The organism is Nonomuraea dietziae (assembly GCF_014195505.1).
Classification (GTDB): Bacteria; Actinomycetota; Actinomycetes; order Streptosporangiales; family Streptosporangiaceae; genus Nonomuraea; species Nonomuraea roseola.
Window position 1 is genome coordinate 4,975,223 of sequence record NZ_JACIBV010000001.1, and the last position, 16,650, is coordinate 4,991,872.

Here is a 16,650-nt window from a genome sequence, read left to right on the forward strand (position 1 = left end):
TTCACGCACCGCGTCCAAGGGGAAGGGGGTGGCACCGTGCAGCGCGGCGTCTCCTGGACCTGACCGGTGGCCCATCGCCACCGGTAACCACCTCGTACGGCTGGCCGACCGCCAGCCGTACTCGGACCTTCCCAGGACGACGCGGCCCCCTCAGGAGGCCCTGCGGACAGCGCGGACGGTGACCAGCCCCAGCCCCGCGGCCCCGGCGAGCAGGATCGCCGCGTCGATGAGCTGGAAGCGCCAGAACCGGTCATGCCCGTGGAAGTAGACCACGTGCCGGTACCCCTTGCCGATCAGGCACTCCTCGTAGGCGGTCCGCGCGCTGTCGTTCCTCCCCGCGTCGACGCCGCGAGGGCACGCGCCAGGGGGCGTCTCGGCGATCTCCCGCCCTGCGGGGTCGAGCCACGCGTGCTCCACCAGCCGCACGTCCTGGCTCGTCACCGTGGTCTGGTCGGCCGTCACCACCCGGGACGGCGTGGCGTAGTGGTCGCTCAGGGTGAACAGCCCGAACGTCATGACCGCGAGCACCCCCACGACCACCGCCATCGCGGCCAGGGTGCGGCGCAGCACCGCCCCCGCCGCCGTCCCCAGCATGAACGCGAACAGCCACCAGGCCGCGGGCTCCACGCCGAGCATGTTGAAGATGCCGACGTTTCCGAAGGTGTCGGTGCGGAACCGCGGCCGCCACACCGACACCATCGCCGACATGGCCAGCCCGCCCAGCGCGACCAGGCCGCCGAGCACCACGAGCTTGACCGCGAGCCAGCGCCGCACCGGCACCGCCTGCGTCCAGACCAGCCGGTGGGTCCCTCGCTCGAACTCCCTGCCCAGCAGCGGCGCGCCCCAGAACGCCCCGATCAGCGCGGGAGCCACGATCGGCAGCCATCCGAAGACGGTGTAGACGGCGTCGTAGCGCGCCCCCAGCGCCGCGTCGAGGTCGCCTGGCGCCAGGCCCGCGTTCGAGGCGACGAAGGCCGCCGCCTCAAGCCCCGACACCAGGAACATCAGCCCGAGCGCGGCCAGCAGCCCGAACGTCACCAGCAGCTGCCCCCTGTGCTGCCTCCAGGTCAGCCAGATCACGTCCGCACCCCCTCCAGCCTCGGCAGCGCGGCCGCCTCAGGGCTGCGCAGGTACGCCATCACCAGGTCGTCCAGGCTCACCGCCCGCACCCGCCAGCGCGGGTCGGCCACGGGCGCGCCGCGCACCAGCACCGTCTGCTCCTTGTCCGTACGGCTGCCGCCCACCACGTGCGCGTTCGGGGAGAGCCCGAGCGGCCCCGTCATCATCCTGTGCTCCGACAGCAACTCGTCGATGTCGCCGCTGACCTGCACCCGCCCCTCGTTGAGCACGATCAGCCAGTCACAGGTGTCGACCAGGTCGGAGACCACGTGCGAGGAGATCACCACGCTCATCCCCGTCTCGGCGACCGCGCCCATGAGCGAGCGCATGACCTCGTGCCTGGCCAGCGGATCGAGGTTGGCGAGCGGCTCGTCGAGCACGAGCAGGTCGGGCCGCCTGGCCAGCGCGATCGTGAGCGCCACCTGCGCCTGCTGCCCGCCCGACAGCCTGCCGACCTTGCGGTCGAGCGGGATGCCGAGGCCGGCCAGGCGCTCGCGCGCGTACGAGTCGTCCCATCGGGTGTTGAGCCTGCGGCCGAGGGTGAGCATCTCGGCCACCCTGAAGCCGTCGTAGAGCGGCTTGTCCTGCGCCACGAAGGCGACCTCGCCCGCCGTCCTGACGGCGCCGCGCTCGGGGGTCAGCAGGCCGACGACCACGTGGAGGAAGGTCGTCTTGCCCGCGCCGTTGGGCCCGACCAGCGCGACCACCCTGCCGTCCGGCACGCGGACGGAGCAGTCGCGCAGCCTGCCACCGATCTTCAGGCCGCTCGCCTCGATCATGCGCTCTCCTCACGGAAGGAGTCGGTGACGGCCGCGCCGAAGAGCGCGTGCAGGTCGTCCTGGTCGAGCCCCGCCTCACGCGCCTGCCCGATCCAGGACATCAGGGACCTGCGCAGCCGGGCGTGGTCGGCCAGGCCCGCGCCGCCGATCGAGCGCTCCACGAAGGTGCCCATGCCGGGACGGCCGATGACCAGCCCCTCGCGTTCGAGCTCGCGGTAGGCCTTGAGCACGGTGTTCGGGTTGATCGCCAGGCGCTCGACGACCTCCTTCGCGGTGGGCAGCTGATCGCCAGGACGCAGCGTGCCGAGGCGAAGAGCCTGCTTGACCTGGTGCACGAGCTGGAGGTATGTGGACACCCCCGACCCTCTGTCGAGATAGAAGTCGATCACTATCCGCCCTTTCACTATTCGAATAGTGAAAGGGTGCTGGCTCAGGAAGTCAAATCGACTCCCAGGTGACGAACCAGCTCCCCGTCGAACGAGCCGAGGATGGCATGGGCGAGGAAGTCCGCGTCACGCCCGGGCCTTGGCCTCGGCGATCAGCCGGGTGACGTGGGCGTGCCACCGCGGGTAGGTGGGGTCGGCGTACTCGTCCTCCGCGCAGGCCCGCTCGTGCGCGGCGAACAGCGCGATGTTGCGCGCGTCGGCGAGGCCGCCGACGCGCTCTTCGCGGGAAGGATCAGGGGGAAGATCGTGCTGGACGTGACCTGACGCGCTCGTGCCCGGGGTCGTACGGCGCGCGCTCCTCGACCCTGGCCTCCACCCACGTGCCGTCCACCCCCACCGTCACGTTCTCGGGCGCGCCGCGCAGATAGGCGTAGGCGATCGAGGCGTCCACCCTGTGGCCGTAGCCGCCGCTGGTCACCCTGCTCGCCGGCGCGCCGTCGACCCTGACGGGCTCGCCACCCAGGCACACCCGCCGAGGGTCGTCGAGCACCAGGCACCGGAGCGTCCGCTCGGGCTCGCGCGTGAGCGCCTCCTTGCCGAGGAAGTCCTTGCCCTCGTGGACGGCGAAGCCCAGCCCCGCCTCGTACGGCGTGGTCTCGGGGGTGATGTCCAGCCCCCAGACGCGATAGCCCTTCTCCAGGCGCATCGAGTCGATGGCCCGGTAGCCGCCCGGTCGCATGCCGTACGGCAGGCCCGCCTCCACGAGCGCGTCCCACAGGGTGAGGCCGTACTCCGCGGGGCAGTAGAGCTCCCAGCCGTACTCGCCCACGAACGTCACCCGCTGCGCCAGCACCGGCACGTGGGCGACGGTGATCTGCCTGGCCTGGAGGTAGGGGAAGCCCAGGTCGTCGTCGGACAGCCGCTCCAGGATCGCGGGCGCCTCGGGGCCCCACAGGCAGTAGCAGGCGTACGCGGACGTGACGTCCATGACGTCGAGGCCGTGACGGCGCAGCCAGGCGGCGTCGTGCGTGCCGTACGCGGTGCCGGTGACCAGGCGGAAGCGGTCCTCCGCGAGGCGGGTGACGGTGAGGTCGGCCTCGATGCCGCCCCTGTGGTTGAGCAGCTGGGTGTAGACGACCGCGCCGACCTTCCTGTCGATCTGCCCCGCGCACAGGTGCTGGAGGGTCTCGAGCGCCTTCGGACCCGAGACCTCCAGCTTGGCGAACGAGGTCTGGTCGAACAGCCCCGCCGCGTCGCGGGTGGCCAGGCACTCCTCCCGTACGGCGGGCGACCACACCCGACCGGCCCAGCCCAGCGGCCTGCCGTCCTTGCCTCTGTCCCTCTCCGGGACCGCGGCGGCAGGCTCGGCGGGCGGGGCGTCGAAGTCCAACCAGTTCACCCGCTCCCATCCGGCCTTCTCGCCGAACGAGGCGCGCAGGTCGGCGTGCCTCGGCCAGGCGGGCGAGCGGCGCAACGGCCTCGCGGCGGTGCGCTCCTCTCCCGGATAGACGATGTCGTAGTACTTCGAGTAGGAGTCGAGCGCCTTCGTCCTCGCCCAGCGTCCCGACGCCGCGTAGCCGCCGAAGCGGCGCACGTCCATCCCGAACAGGTCGTACTCGGGCACGCCCTCGACGATCCACTCGGCCATCACCTTGCCGACGCCGCCGGCCGCCGCCAGCCCGTGCACGCAGAAGCCCGCCGCGACCCAGAACCCCCGCACGGCCGTCTCGCCCAGCAGGAACTCGCCGTCGGGGGTGAACGCCTCGGGCCCGTGCACGATCTTCGACACCTGTGACTCGTCGAAGTCGTCCGTGGTGCGCTTGGCGAGGACCGGCAGCCGGTGCCGCGCCGACGCCCACGACTCCCCGAACTTGGGCAGGTTCGGCTCGAACAGCCGCCTCGGCTCGGCCAGCGGGTCGGCGACGTCCCAGACCTCGGGGCTGCGGATGTAACCGCCGACCAGGATGCCGCCGTCCTGCTCGCGGAAGTAGACGATGTTGTCGGGGTCGCGCACGGTCGGCGTGGAGGCGGGGATGTCGGCCGGGTGGGTCACGACGTACTGGTGCTTGATGGGGACGATCGGCACGTCCACCCCCGCCAGCGCGCCCACCCTGCCGGCCGCCGCTCCCGCGCAGTTCACCACGGTCTCTGCGGTGATCGTCCACTCCTGCGCCTCGGCCCCGGCCAGGCGGACGGCGTGGACGGCCCCGTCGGCGACGTCGATCCCGGTGACCCGCACCCCCGTCACGATGCGCACGCCAAGCTTGGCCGCCCCCTCCGCCAGCGCCCTGGCCAGCGACGCGGGGTCGAGCCAGCCGTCGCCAGGCAGCCACAGCGAGGCGAGGATGTCCTCGTCGTTGAGCATCGGCATCAGGTCGTTGGTCTGCCGCCCCGACAGCAGCGACATCTCCAGCCCGTACGTCTCGGCCGCCCCCGCCTGCCGTACCAGCTCCTCCACCCTGGCGGGTGTGGTCGCGAGGCGCAGGCCGCCCACCCCGTGCCATCCGGGGTCGAGCCCCGTCAGCTCCGCGAGCTCGGCGTAGAGGCCCGCCGAATACATGATCATGCGGGTCTGGGTGACGGTGGAGCGGAGCTGTCCGACGAACCCCGCCGAGTGCCACGTGGTGCCCTCGGTGAGTTCGTGCTGCTCGACGAGCACGACGTCTCGCCAGCCGAGACGGGCCAGGTGGTAGGCCACACTGCAGCCCGCCACACCCCCGCCGATCACTATCGCCTGTGCCGAATCGGGTATTCCCATGATCGAAGAAGTCATGTAACACCTTGCCCGCAGGATCGGAATGGTCTAAATGTAGGCCAAAGGGAGTCGCGCATGCCAGACGTGATCGAGTTGGTCTCCGACTGGGCCGGGCGGCCGGTCAGGCAGACGCCCATCAAGGGCGGCCTCAGCCATCTGATCGCCAGGGTCGAGACCGGGGACGGCGAGCGATGGCTGCTGCGCGTCCTCGACCCCGCCGTGTGCTCGGCCGGGCTGGGCATCCCGATGGAGCAGGAGATCGAGAACACCATCCGCGCCGCGGACACCGGTGTAGGGCCGAAGGTGATCCACCACTTCCCCGAGGTCCACGCCCTGCTCATCGAGTATCTCGACGGCGTCACCCTCAACGCCGCACAGGTGCCGCGTCATCTGGACGCGATCGCCACGGCTTGCCGCACGCTCCACGCAGGCCCCCGCTTCGTCAACGACTTCTCGATCTTCGACAAGCTCCGCGACTTCCGCCGCCTCTGCCGTACGAACGGGCTGGCCATCCCGCCCGGCTATGACGACATCCTTCCCACCGTGGCCGACATCGAGCGGGCCATGCCGGCGGTTCCCACCGTTCCGTGCCACAACGATCTGCTGGCCGAGAACTTCATCGCCCAGGGCGACGAGATCCGCATCGTCGACTACCAGCTGTCCGGCAACAACGACCCCGCCTTCGAGCTCGGCGACATCGCCGCGGAGGCGGACCTGGACCCCGACCAGACCGCGCGCCTGGCCAGGGCCTACTTCGCCACAGGCGAGCACGACTCGCGCGTGCGTCTCTTCCACATCATGTCGAACGTGACCTGGACGCTGTGGTTCTCCGTCCACCACGGCCTGCTCGACAGGCAGGCCGACTTCGACTACGCGGCCGAGGCCGCGGGGAAGTTCGCGCGAGCCCTACGAGACCTGGACGGCGTCGGCCGTCTGATCGACGACGTCCGGAGGCACTGACACCCCCCAAGGAGACCCATGACCTTAGACGAGGATTCCAGGCGGCTCGCCGAGCTCGGCTACAAGCAGGAGCTCTCGAGGACCTGGAGCGGCTTCTCCAACTTCGCCATCTCCTTCTCCATCATCTCGATCCTGGCCGGCTGCTTCACCACCTTCGGCCAGGCATGGAACAACGGCGGGCCCATCGCCATCTCCTGGGGCTGGCCGCTGATCTCCGCCTTCATCCTGATCATCGGCTTCTGCATGTCGGAGCTGGTCTCCGCCTTTCCCACGGCGGGCGGCATCTACTGGTGGGCCGCCACGATGGGCAAGCCGATCCACGGCTGGTTCACCGGCTGGCTCAACCTCATCGGGCTCATCGCCGTGACCGCCTCCGTCGACTACGGCTGCGCGACCTTCCTCAACATCACCCTCAACCGCCTCACGGGCGGAGCGTGGGAGGGCACGCTCTCCCAGGCGTTCGGGCTGTTCGTCGTCGTCCTGGTGCTGCACGCGCTGATCAACGTCTTCAGCCACAGCCTCATCTCGCTGCTGCAGAACGTCTCGGTCTGGTGGCACGTCGCGGGTGCGGCGATCATCGTGGCCATCCTGGTCTTCGCGCCGAGCGAGCACCAGACGCTCGGCTTCGTGTTCACCGAGACGATCAACAACTCGGGCTTCTCCGACTCCTCGTTCTGGTTCTACGTGCTGCCGCTGGGCTTCCTGCTCACGCAGTACACGATCACCGGCTTCGACGCCTGCGCGCACGTCTCCGAGGAGACGCAGGGCGCGGCCATGTCCGCGGCCAAGGGCCTGTGGCGCTCGATCTTCTACTCGGCCATCGGCGGCTGGATCCTGCTGCTGGCCTTCCTGTTCGCCGCCACGAACGTCGACGAGATCAACAAGCAGTTCGGCTTCGTCGGCGCGATCTTCGATACCGCGCTGCCCGCGAACCTCGCCACCGCGATCTTCGCCATCTCGACGATCGGCCAGTTCTTCTGCGGGATGAGCTGCGTGACGTCGATGTCGCGCATGATGTACGCCTTCTCCCGCGACGGCGCGGTGCCAGGCTGGAGGCTGTGGTCGCGCGTCAACCGCAACAGGACCCCGGTCAACGCCATCGTCGCAGGGTGCGCGGTGGCAGGCCTGATCACGCTGCCCGCGCTCTACGCCCCTGCGGGGCTCGGCACGCCCATCGCCTTCTACGCGGTGGTCTCGATCGCGGTGATCGGCCTCTACCTGGCCTTCCTCATCCCGATCTGGCTGCGGCTGCGCATGGGCGACCGCTTCGTGCCCGGCCCGTGGACGCTGGGCCCGAAGTACAAGGTGCTGGCCTGGATCGCCATCATCGAGATCGCGATCATCTCGGTGTACTTCATCATGCCGCTGTCGCCCGCGGGGATCCCCGGCAGCGCCGACTTCACCTGGACGGCCGTGAACTACGCGCCGCTCGCGGTGGGCGGGGTGCTGCTCGGCATCGCCCTGTGGTGGACGCTGTCGGCCAGGAAGTGGTTCACCGGCCCTCGCCGCACCGTCGACGAGGCCATCGACTGAGTCATCGGGGGTACGGCACGCATGCCGTACCCCCATGCTTGCTTGCAGCTTGCTAGCGTAGAGGACATGGCCACTCTCTACATTCGCGACGTCCCCGAGGCCGTTGCCGAATCCCTCAAGGAACGGGCGGCGGAAGCCGGAATGTCCCTGTCCGCCTACGTCGCCAGGGAGCTTGCCGATCTCGCCGCTCGACCGACCAACGCCGAGATCGTCAACCGCTTGAAGTCGCGAGACCGTAGCGACGGCCCCTCGACGGCCGACATCCTCGAAGCCGTCGCGGAGGGCAGGCGATGATCGTCATCGACTCGTCGGCAATGGTCGCGGCCCTCACCGGCCGCGAGGCCGACGTTGAGCTCCTCGACGCCCTCCAGGGCAGCATCCACGCCCCTCACCTTCTGGACGTCGAGGTCCTCTCCACGCTGCGGGGGCTCGCACTGGGGGGAAAGCTCTCGGCCGCCTCTGCCGAACAGGCTCGCATCGACTACCTCGCCCTGAAAATCTCCCGCTACGAGATCAAGGGACTCGCGGAGCGCGTGTGGGAGTTGCGGCATGACTACACCGCCTATGACGCCTGCTATCTCGCGCTCGCCGAGGCCCTCGAAGCGCTACTGATCACCTGCGACGGAAAGCTCGCAGGCAGTGCCCACGACGCCGACGTACGGGTGTTTCCGCGCTAGGAGGCCTGGAAGGCCTTCGCCACGACCGCGCGGACCTCGTTCATGTCGGCCGAGCCGCGCTCGCGCAGCAGCGAGGTCATGTCGGCCTCCGGCATGCCGCAGGGGATCGCCCAGTGCCACGGCTCGAGGTCGCCGTCGACGTTGAGGGCGAAGCCGTGGCTGGTGACGCCGCGCGACTGGCGCATGCCGATAGAGACGATCTTGCGGCCCGTCTCGACCGTCCAGACGCCGGTGAGCAGTTCGGACCCGGGTGGCGTGTCGCGGCGCTCGGCGGACAGGCCGAGCGCGGCCAGCGCCTCGACCAGGCGCAGCTCCACCTCGCGGACGTAGTCGACGATTCCTTCGTCATCCCCCAGCTTGACGATGAGGTAGCCGACCAGCTGCCCTGGCCCGTGGTAGGTGAGCTGACCGCCCCTGCCCGTCTCCACCACGGGGATGCCCCGGGTGGGGTCGGGCAGGTGGTGCAGCGGTGTGCGCCTGCCGACGGTGAAGACCGAGGGGTGGCTGAGCAGCCACAACGTGTCGGGCCGCGCATCGCGTTGGCGCTCTGCGACCAGATCGGCCATGCGTTCCATGGCCTTCTCGTAGTCGACGAGTTCGTCCTGGATGAGCGTCAGCGACCGTTCCCTCATGCTTCGAGCATAGAACCCGTCAGTGACGCTGAGGGCCGTTGGGCATGATGACCCAGAGGACGACGTAGAGGATCCAGAGCGGGCCTGGGATCAGCGAGAGCAGCAGCCACACGATCCTGACGAGGGTGGGCGGCAGGCCCAGCCGGTCGGCGATTCCGCCGCAGACCCCTGCGATGATTCGGTGTTCTCTCGAGCGGTGCATCGAGCTCCTCCGTGTGGTGTCGATTCACCTTGTTCAACGGCTCTGCCCCGGATGGGCGTTCCTATCCGCGACCCTGATTGAACCCTGACAGGGTCAGCCATCTCTCGGCCAGCGCCAGATGTCGCGGGGTCAGGCCCCTGCGCGGCTCCACCGGGATCAGCAGGAACTCGTCGACACCCTGATGTCCCCTGAGGTACTCCTCGTCGGCCACCCACAGGTGGTCGTCGAACCAGACGAACGGCCTGCCGTCCACGTAGTCGGCGACGCAGGGCGTCTTGAACGACTCGCCCCGCTCGCTCGGCCCTCGGGGGGTCATGGGCACCACGGGCAGTTCGGGCAGTCCGAGGCGGGGGGCGATCCACTCGTTGGCGTTGTGCTCCCACGTGGTCGCCCAGACCAGCTCGGATCCGGTCTTCAGGGCCAGCTCCATCAGCCTGGCCCCGTGGCGGAGGTTGAGGTGGACGGTGTAGGAGTCGGGGCCGATCGTGCACTCGTAACGTCTGAAGTCGGGGCTGGCGCGGCTGAAGGGGTTCAGCACGCCGTCGACGTCCACCAGCAGGAGTGGCTTCACCCAGCCAGACTAGTGACCATGGTGTGGGGCTCTATGGTGCTTTGCATGGATCTGCACTCCCTCCAGAACCAGCAACGCCTGCTGGTCCGCCAGAAAGTCACCATGATGGTGAACCGATATGTCGCCCACGCCGAGAACCCCGACGGCTCGGAGGGCCCGATGGTGGCCTTCGCCGAGCAGAAGCGGATGACGCTCAAGGAGCAGGTCACCCTCTACACCGACGAGTCCAGAAGCCAGGTGCTCGCCTCCTTCAAGGCGCGCAACATCATCGACCTCGGCAGCGGCTACGACGTCTTCGACGGGGAGGGGCGGCCGATCGGGGTCTTCCGCAAGGACTTCGGCCAGTCGCTGATCCGCTCCACCTGGCACCTCGACCAGCCCGGCCTGCCCACGGTCACGGGGCAGGAGCGCAGCATGCTGGTCAGCGTGCTGCGCAGGTTCGTCGACTCCCTCTCGTGGCTGCCCTACCACTTCGACTTCGGCGAGGTCTTCTCCGTGGTCAAGAAGTGGGGTCTGCGCGACCGCTACGTCGTCGACATCCGCGACCCCAGGGCCGACCGGCGGCTGGTGATCGCCATGGCGGTCGCGCTCGACGCCCTCCAATCCCGCTGACCGTCCTGCGGACGGCGGGCACCCGGCCGCGCTCGCCCTCCGCCACGCGGGCACGCCCCGGACGGCGCCGACCTCGCCAACCGGTTATGACGTCGCGGGCATGCCCTTCCTGATGACGGCGACCTGGGCAGGATCCCAGCCTGGCTGCGGCACCGAGGCCAGCAGCAGCCGGGTGTAGGGGTGTTCGGGCTCCTCGAGCACCCGGGCGACGGGGCCGCTCTCGACCACCCTGCCCCTGTGCAGCACCAGCGTGTCGTCGCACAGGTGCCTGACGACGGCCAGGTCGTGGCTGACGAACAACAGCGCCACCCCCGACTCGCGGCGGACCTCGGCCAGCAGGTCGAGGATCTGCGCCTGGATGGAGACGTCGAGCGCGGCCACCGCCTCGTCGAGCACCAGCACCGAGGGCTCGACGGCCAGCGCCCTGGCGATGGCGAGCCGCTGGCGCTGCCCACCGCTGAGCTGGTGGGGCCGTGCGCCCGCCTCGCGGCTGCCCAGCCCGACCTGGTCGAGCAGGGCCGCCGCGCGCGAACGGTCCTTGCCGTGCAGCCTGAGCACCGCGTGCAGGCACTCGGCGGCGCTGAGCCTGGGGTCGAGGGAGACATAAGGATCCTGGAAGACCATCTGGATCTCGCGGGCCCTGCGCAGCCGCGCCGTACGGCCCCGCTCGCGCGGCTCCCTGACCCGCCCGTCGACGGTGACGGTGCCCGAGTCGGGTGTGACCAGGCCGACGAGCATGCGGGCCACGGTCGTCTTGCCCGACCCCGACTCCCCGACCAGCCCCAGTGCACCGCCGCTGGGCAGGGAGAAGGAGACGTCGTCCGCGGCGACCGTGCCCGGGTAGGTCTTGCGCAGCCTCTCGACGGTCAGCATGCGGGCGCCTCCTCCTTGATCAGATGACAGGCCGCCGAGCCGCCCTCGACCGCCACGCTCGGCGGAGGCGAGGAGGCGCAGGCCGCCACGGCGTGCGCGCACCTGGGCGCGAAGGGGCAGCCGGCGAAGGCGTCGTCGAGCGAGGGCGGCCTGCCGGGAATCGGTTTGATCGGCCGGGGGTCGCCCAGCTCGGGGGTGCAGGCCAGCAGCCCTGCCGTGTAGGGGTGGCGGGGATCGGCGAACAGCGCGGACGCGGGCCGCGACTCCACCACGGTTCCGGCGTAGAGCACGTAGATCCGGTCGCAGTAGGCGGCGGCCAGGTGCAGGTCGTGGGTGATGAACAGCATGCCGAGCTCGCGCTCGGCCTGCACGCCGCGCAGCAGCGCCAGCGTCTCGGCCTGGGTGGTGACGTCGAGCGCGCTGGTGGCCTCGTCGGCCAGCAGCAGCGCGGGGTCGGCCGCCAGGGCCGCGGCGATCACCACCCGCTGGAGCATGCCGCCGGACAGCTCGTGCGGGTACTGCCGCATGCGCAGCTCGGGGTCGCGCATGCCGACGGCGGCCAGCAGTTCGAGCGCCCGCCCGCGCGCCTCCTTCCTGCCGCGGCCCAGCGTGTGGACCATGCGCTCGGTGAGGAAGTCGCCGATCCTGCGCACCGGGTTCAGCGACGAGCGCGGATCCTGGTAGATCATCGACACCGTGGCGGCCCGTAGCGAGCGCAGCCCCCCGTCGTCGAGCGAGAGCACGTCCTGGCCCTCGACCAGCACCTGGCCACGCGCCGCCGCGTTCTGCGGAAGCAACCTGAGCACCGCGCGGGCGATCGTGGACTTGCCCGAGCCCGACTCGCCGACCAGCCCGACGACCTCGCCGCGAGCCACGCTCAACGCCACGTCGCGCAGGATCGGCCGGTTGCCGCCCGCCTCGATCGTGAGATTCCTGATCTCCAGCAGCATCACGGTCTCCTCGCGGCCAGCCGGTCAGCGAGCCTGACCCCGATCACGTTGAACGACACGACGACCAGCGCGATCGCCGCGCCGGGGACGAGCACGGGCAGGAAGGCGCCCTGCACCATCGCCGCCTGCCCCTCCTTGACCATCAGGCCCCAGTCGGAGGAGGGCGGCTGCGCGCCGAAGCCCAGGAAGCTCAGCGTGGCCAGGCTCATCAGCCCCTCGCCGAACAGCACGACGAGGTAGCCGACGATCGCGCGGGCCATGTTGGGCACCAGGTAGCGCACACAGATCGTGAACCCGCTCATGCCCTGCACCCGGTAGGCGTCGATGTACGGCTTGGCGCACTCGGTGACGGCGATCGCCCTGGTGTACTTGGCGATCGTCGGCGTGTAGGCCAGGCCGAGCGCGACGACCGCCGTGGTGACGCCGTTGCCGAAGACCGCCACGACCAGCACCACGAACAGCAGCCCGGGGAAGGCGTACATCACGTCGGTAACCCGCGAGACCAGCGCGTCGACCCAGCCGCGCCACCAGGCGGCCGCGGTGCCGAGCGCGACGCCGAGCACCGAGGCGATGGCCAGCAGCGCGAGCGGGCCGATCAGCGAGGTCTGCGCGCCGTACAGGATTCTGGAGAGCAGGTCGCGACCCGACTGGTCGGCTCCGAGCAGGTGCGCGGGCGACATCGGGGACAGCGTCGCGGCGAAGTCGACGGCGTCGGGCGCGTACGGCGCGGCCACGGGGGCCAGCGCCGCCCCCGCCACGACGAGCACGAGGAAGGCGGCGGCGAGCTGGAAGCCCAGCGGTCGCCTGGCCGCGGGCATGGTGGTCGCGACAAGGGTCATGACCTGCTCCTCGCTCGCGGGTCGATCAGCGGCTGGACGAGCTCGACCAGCGTGGTGACCGCGATGTAGGCGGTGACCATGAGCAGCAGCACCGCCTGGGTCACGGGGAAGTCGTGGGTGTTGATCGCACCCACCAGCAGCGTGCCGACGCCGCTCAGCTGGAAGGCGCTCTCGACGGTCACCGTGCCCGCGAGCAGGCCCGCGGTGACCAAGCCGCACATCGTGACGATGGGCCCGAGCGCGCCGCGGAAGACGTGGCGGACCACGATCAGCCGCTCGGACAGCCCCGAGGCGCGGGCGACGGTGACGTGGTCGAGCTCGCGCTGCTCGACCATCGCCTGGCGGGTCACCCTGCTGATGATGGCGAGCGCGCCGAGCGCCAGCGTGATCGCCGGCAGCGTGAGGTGCCACAGCGACCCTCCGCCGCCGACGGGGAACCAGCCGAGCTGCACGCCGAACAGTGAGATCAGCGCGGTGGCCGCCACGAACGGCGGCACCGAGGTGGCGAACGTGGTGCCGGCCACGACCGCCGCGTCGGTGCGGCCGCCGCGCACGGCGGCCAGCACGCCGAGCGCGACGCCGAACACCACGAACAGCACCGCCGCGTAGGCCACCAGCCCGAGCGTGGTCGGCACCCTGGCCGTCAGCAGGTCGCCCACCTGGTCGTTGTACTTCAGCGAGCGGCCGAGGTCGCCGGTGACCGCGTCGCCGAGCCACCTGAGGTACTGCACGAGGAAGGGGTCGTCCAGGTGGTACTGCGCCCTGATCGCCGCGAGGTACTCGGGGGTGAGGTTCTCCTTGCCGCCCGCCAGGAACGTGACGGGATCGCCGGGGGCGGCGTAGGCGGCCCCGAAGATCACGAACGACGTGGCCAGCAAGGTCGCCACCAGGCCCGCCACCTTGCGGGCCACGCGTGTCACCATGTCAGCCCTTCGCCCCCAGGTCGACGGCCCACGGGTAGCCGAAGTACGTCATGGAGGCGGGCGGGGCCCCGTCACCTTGCCGCCGAGCACGACCGTGGAGGGCACCTCGACCAGCGAGATCCACACCATGTCGGAGGTGAAGCGCTGCTGCAGCTCGATCACCTGCCTGGCGCGGGCCGCCGCGTCGGTCGTCTCCAGCGCCTTGGCCACCAGCGCGTCGTACTCGGGCGAGCTGAAGCCGACCCAGTTGTTCGACGAGCCGCTCAGGCCGTTGTCGTAGAAGCCGATGGGGTCGTTCTTGGTGATGTACCAGTCGTCGGGCACCAGGTCGACCTGTGCCCGCTTGTCCTTGTCGGTGTAGAAGGTGCCGAACTCGGAGCCGGGAATCGTCTTGATCTCCGCCTTGAGCCCGATCTTCGTGGCCGCGTCGACGACCGCGTTGGCGATCACCGAACGGGCCTGGTCGCCGTCGGAGGCGACGACGATCGGGGTCTGCGGTGCGCCCGCCTCCTGCACGAGCTTCTTTGCCGCCTCGAGGTCGGGCGCGGCGGGCGCGCCCTGGAGCTGGTCGTAGGCGCTCTGGAAGCTCTGCTTCTCGTAGGACCATGCGCCCGCGCCGACGGGCACCTTCCACGGCCTGGCCAGCCCGGCGAAGCCCGACTTGGCGATGCCCGACCTGTCGACGGCCAGCGAGAGCGCCCTGCGGATCTTCGCGTCCTTGAGGACGCCCCGATCGGTGGGCAGCAACACGAACACCCTGGTCGTCGGCCCGTAGGCGACGTTGACCGCCGGGTTCTTCGCCAGCGCGACGGCGGGGCCCGTCTCCGCCAGGTAGGCGCCGTCGGCCGCTCCCGTGGTGAGGCTGTTGACCATGGCGCCGTCGTCGGCCCACCTGAAGGTGACGGCCTTGGTCAGCGGCTTGACGTCCTTGTTCCAGTAGCCGTCGAAGCGGTCGATCGTGATCTCGGTGCCCGACTTCCACTCGGCGAGCCTGTAGGGCCCCGAGCAGGCGTCGGGGTGGCCGGGCGTGCCGTAGTCCTTGCCGAGCCCGTCGACGACCTTCTTGTTGAGCACGATGCCCGCGTCGCCGGCCATCGCCTGGATGAACAGCGCGTTGGCCTTCTTGAAGGTGACCTTGACCTGGTCGTCGCCGACCTTGGTGACGGCGTCGACGTCCTCGAACTCGTCGGACTCGTTCATCCCCTCACCGGCGTGCCGCTGGAGGCTCCACACGACGTCGTCGGCCGTCAGCGGGCTGCCGTCGTGGAAGGTGACGCCCTTCCTGACCGTGAACACGAGGGTCTTGGGGTCGGGCTGCTCGGCCTTCTCCGCCAGCCATGGCTTGATCGTCATGTCGGGCTGGGTCTGCATGAGGCGCTCGCAGACGTTGGCCATGATCGTGCGGTTGGGCGTGCCGCCGTCGCTGTCGAGGTCGAGGGTGCCAGGCTCCTCACCCAGCAGCCATGTGGCCTTCTCCAGCGCGCCCTTGGCCTTGGGGGTCTGGTCGACCAGGGTCAGCTTGGCCACGTCGGGCGCCTTCGTCGTGGCCGCGGGTGCGCCACAGGCGGCGGTGACGCCGATCAGGCCCACGAGGGCGAGAATCTTCTTCACAGGGTGTCTCCGTCGTAGAGGTTCCATGGGACGCGCTCGTACTCGTGGTCGCAGGGCGTGCCCGCAGCGATCAGGTAGTCGCCCGTGGTGAGGTCGACGCAGCTCGACAGCAGGGTGGCCCACCGCTTCACGGCGGGCTGGCCCTCGTCGGGGTGGGTGCACAGCGACTCGGGGTGGCCGAGGTGGTCGGACATCGCGGTGTGGATGAGCTTGCGCGCCTCGTCGCGACCCGAGGCGTGCCGTACGGCCCGCAGCCCCGCCTCCGCGCGAGGCACCCGGTAGAGGGAGTCGGCCGAGCCCGGCCTGTAGGTGGCGGCCAGTTGCGGCGGCATGAACGCCTGGTAGTGGTTGCCGTGGACGAGCAGCCCCTCGGCCGGGTACATCCAGCCCACCGCGCCGGGCGTCGTCTCCAGGTCGATGGCGAAGCCGTCGCGGTGGGTGACCAGCGCGTTGCTGGCGATGTGGGCGCGCGACCTCGTCAGAGCCTCGAGCGCGGCGTTGAGGTTGTCGCTGTCGAGCACGCGCCGCCTGACGAGCGTCTGCGGCACCCCCACGGAGTCGTCGAACCTGCCGCCGAGCCCGTTGGCGTTGAGCGCGATGCCCGCCGAGTTGGCCCCCTGCCGCCCGACCTGCCCCGCCTCGACGTGCATGATGACCGTCGGCCTGCCCGGCTGGACCACGCGCAGGACCATGACGGTGTCGGCGACGCCGTAGCGCCAGTCCCAGTTCTGGCCCGCGTAGACGTGGCCGTCGCCCGACGCCTCGGGCAGCAGGGCGAAGGAGGTGCAGCCGTCGGGCTCCATCGAGCCGAACGTGCTGTCGTAGATGATCTCGCCGCGCGCGTTGAGCGCCAGGATGTCGAGGAAGGAGAGGGCCCCGCGCCCTCGGCGATGCCCTCCATCTCCTCCACCAGCTCGGGGGCGAAGGCCCTGGACGGCGCGACCCAGCGCCCCGCTCGCTGCGTGACCTGCTCCCAGGTGAGGCCGCTGGAATGGGCGAACGCCTCCGCGTAGTAGGCCAGCGCCCTCTCGATCAGCTCGCGCGTCTGCTCGCCGTACTGGCGGCCGCGTTCTCGCGGTGCGCCCGAGATCTCGACGAGGGGCAGAGAGGTGAGGCTCAATGGTGCTCCTTGGACCTGGCAGGCCATGTAATGTGCGTTCCAGAGACCGCAGAACTCTGTAACGCGGGTTTCTGAAGCCAGGGTAATGAGGGTTACGCAGGAGTCAAT

The 16,650-nt window shown here is 70.2% G+C and carries 18 protein-coding genes; 5 read left to right on the forward strand and 13 right to left on the reverse strand.

Annotated features, from left to right (window positions below):
• Positions 1 to 150: 150 nt before the first annotated feature.
• The 4 genes from FHR33_RS23615 to FHR33_RS23630 all read right to left on the reverse strand — a co-directional run bounded on the left by FHR33_RS23615 (position 151) and on the right by FHR33_RS23630 (position 5,057).
• Positions 151 to 1,080, reverse strand: coding sequence for an ABC-2 membrane transporter-related protein (locus FHR33_RS23615; protein WP_183651618.1), 930 nt, complete (start codon positions 1,078 to 1,080; stop codon positions 151 to 153).
• Complete coding sequence (locus FHR33_RS23620; protein ID WP_183651621.1) at positions 1,077 to 1,898, reverse strand: ATP-binding cassette domain-containing protein; 822 nt, start codon at positions 1,896 to 1,898, stop codon at positions 1,077 to 1,079. Before FHR33_RS23620 ends, FHR33_RS23615 begins: the two co-directional genes overlap by 4 nt.
• Positions 1,895 to 2,302 carry a GntR family transcriptional regulator gene (locus FHR33_RS23625; protein WP_312895690.1) on the reverse strand — a complete coding sequence of 136 codons (408 nt, stop codon included), beginning with the start codon at positions 2,300 to 2,302 and terminating at the stop codon, positions 1,895 to 1,897. The genes FHR33_RS23620 and FHR33_RS23625 overlap by 4 nt, the downstream gene beginning before the upstream one ends.
• Positions 2,303 to 2,576: 274 nt before the next feature.
• A complete protein-coding gene (locus FHR33_RS23630; RefSeq protein ID WP_183651624.1) occupies positions 2,577 to 5,057 on the reverse strand; it encodes a GcvT family protein in 2,481 nt (826 codons plus the stop codon).
• A 57-nt stretch (positions 5,058 to 5,114) separates the two neighbouring features.
• On the opposite strand from FHR33_RS23630, the gene FHR33_RS23635 reads away from it, so the two are divergent.
• From FHR33_RS23635 to FHR33_RS23650, 4 genes are all read left to right on the forward strand, one after another.
• The gene (locus FHR33_RS23635) at positions 5,115 to 5,999 is read left to right on the forward strand and encodes a phosphotransferase (protein WP_183651627.1); all 885 of its coding nucleotides are present in this window, start codon (positions 5,115 to 5,117) and stop codon (positions 5,997 to 5,999) included.
• 18 nt (positions 6,000 to 6,017) lie between these two features.
• The gene (locus FHR33_RS23640; protein ID WP_183651630.1) at positions 6,018 to 7,532 is read left to right on the forward strand and encodes an amino acid permease; all 1,515 of its coding nucleotides are present in this window, start codon (positions 6,018 to 6,020) and stop codon (positions 7,530 to 7,532) included.
• Between the two features lie 66 nt (positions 7,533 to 7,598).
• Complete coding sequence (locus FHR33_RS23645; RefSeq protein WP_183651633.1) at positions 7,599 to 7,826, forward strand: FitA-like ribbon-helix-helix domain-containing protein; 228 nt, start codon at positions 7,599 to 7,601, stop codon at positions 7,824 to 7,826.
• Positions 7,823 to 8,209, forward strand: a complete 387-nt coding sequence (locus FHR33_RS23650) for a type II toxin-antitoxin system VapC family toxin (RefSeq protein WP_183651636.1) — start codon at positions 7,823 to 7,825, stop codon at positions 8,207 to 8,209. Before FHR33_RS23645 ends, FHR33_RS23650 begins: the two co-directional genes overlap by 4 nt.
• Here the strand turns inward: FHR33_RS23650 and lipB are convergent.
• The 3 genes from lipB to FHR33_RS23665 all read right to left on the reverse strand — a co-directional run bounded on the left by lipB (position 8,206) and on the right by FHR33_RS23665 (position 9,614).
• Complete coding sequence (gene lipB, locus FHR33_RS23655) at positions 8,206 to 8,841, reverse strand: lipoyl(octanoyl) transferase LipB (protein WP_183651639.1); 636 nt, start codon at positions 8,839 to 8,841, stop codon at positions 8,206 to 8,208. The two genes, FHR33_RS23650 and lipB, sit on opposite strands and share 4 nt — an antisense overlap.
• Before the next feature lie 19 nt (positions 8,842 to 8,860).
• Positions 8,861 to 9,043, reverse strand: a complete 183-nt coding sequence (locus tag FHR33_RS23660) for a PspC domain-containing protein (RefSeq protein ID WP_183651642.1) — start codon at positions 9,041 to 9,043, stop codon at positions 8,861 to 8,863.
• 61 nt (positions 9,044 to 9,104) lie between these two features.
• Positions 9,105 to 9,614, reverse strand: a complete 510-nt coding sequence (locus FHR33_RS23665; RefSeq protein WP_183651645.1) for an HAD domain-containing protein — start codon at positions 9,612 to 9,614, stop codon at positions 9,105 to 9,107.
• Positions 9,615 to 9,659: 45 nt separating this feature from the next.
• On the opposite strand from FHR33_RS23665, the gene FHR33_RS23670 reads away from it, so the two are divergent.
• Entirely contained in the window at positions 9,660 to 10,226 is a 567-nt protein-coding gene (locus FHR33_RS23670) for an LURP-one-related family protein (RefSeq protein ID WP_183651648.1), read from the forward strand.
• Between the two features lie 84 nt (positions 10,227 to 10,310).
• On the opposite strand, the gene FHR33_RS23675 is transcribed toward FHR33_RS23670, so the two are convergent.
• The 6 genes from FHR33_RS23675 to FHR33_RS23700 are packed head-to-tail and all read right to left on the reverse strand — an operon-like array spanning position 10,311 to position 16,642.
• Positions 10,311 to 11,099, reverse strand: a complete 789-nt coding sequence (locus FHR33_RS23675) for an ABC transporter ATP-binding protein (protein WP_183651651.1) — start codon at positions 11,097 to 11,099, stop codon at positions 10,311 to 10,313.
• Complete coding sequence (locus FHR33_RS23680) at positions 11,093 to 12,049, reverse strand: ABC transporter ATP-binding protein (RefSeq protein ID WP_183651654.1); 957 nt, start codon at positions 12,047 to 12,049, stop codon at positions 11,093 to 11,095. The genes FHR33_RS23675 and FHR33_RS23680 overlap by 7 nt, the downstream gene beginning before the upstream one ends.
• Complete coding sequence (locus tag FHR33_RS23685) at positions 12,049 to 12,888, reverse strand: ABC transporter permease (protein WP_183651657.1); 840 nt, start codon at positions 12,886 to 12,888, stop codon at positions 12,049 to 12,051. Before FHR33_RS23685 ends, FHR33_RS23680 begins: the two co-directional genes overlap by 1 nt.
• Positions 12,885 to 13,811 (reverse strand): ABC transporter permease, encoded by a 927-nt coding sequence (locus FHR33_RS23690; RefSeq protein WP_183651659.1) that lies wholly within the window; start codon positions 13,809 to 13,811, stop codon positions 12,885 to 12,887. The genes FHR33_RS23685 and FHR33_RS23690 overlap by 4 nt, the downstream gene beginning before the upstream one ends.
• A 48-nt stretch (positions 13,812 to 13,859) precedes the next feature.
• Positions 13,860 to 15,422 carry an ABC transporter substrate-binding protein gene (locus tag FHR33_RS23695; protein WP_221241214.1) on the reverse strand — a complete coding sequence of 521 codons (1,563 nt, stop codon included), beginning with the start codon at positions 15,420 to 15,422 and terminating at the stop codon, positions 13,860 to 13,862.
• Positions 15,419 to 16,642 carry a C45 family autoproteolytic acyltransferase/hydrolase gene (locus FHR33_RS23700; protein WP_312896012.1) on the reverse strand — a complete coding sequence of 408 codons (1,224 nt, stop codon included), beginning with the start codon at positions 16,640 to 16,642 and terminating at the stop codon, positions 15,419 to 15,421. Before FHR33_RS23700 ends, FHR33_RS23695 begins: the two co-directional genes overlap by 4 nt.
• Positions 16,643 to 16,650 lie beyond the last annotated feature (8 nt).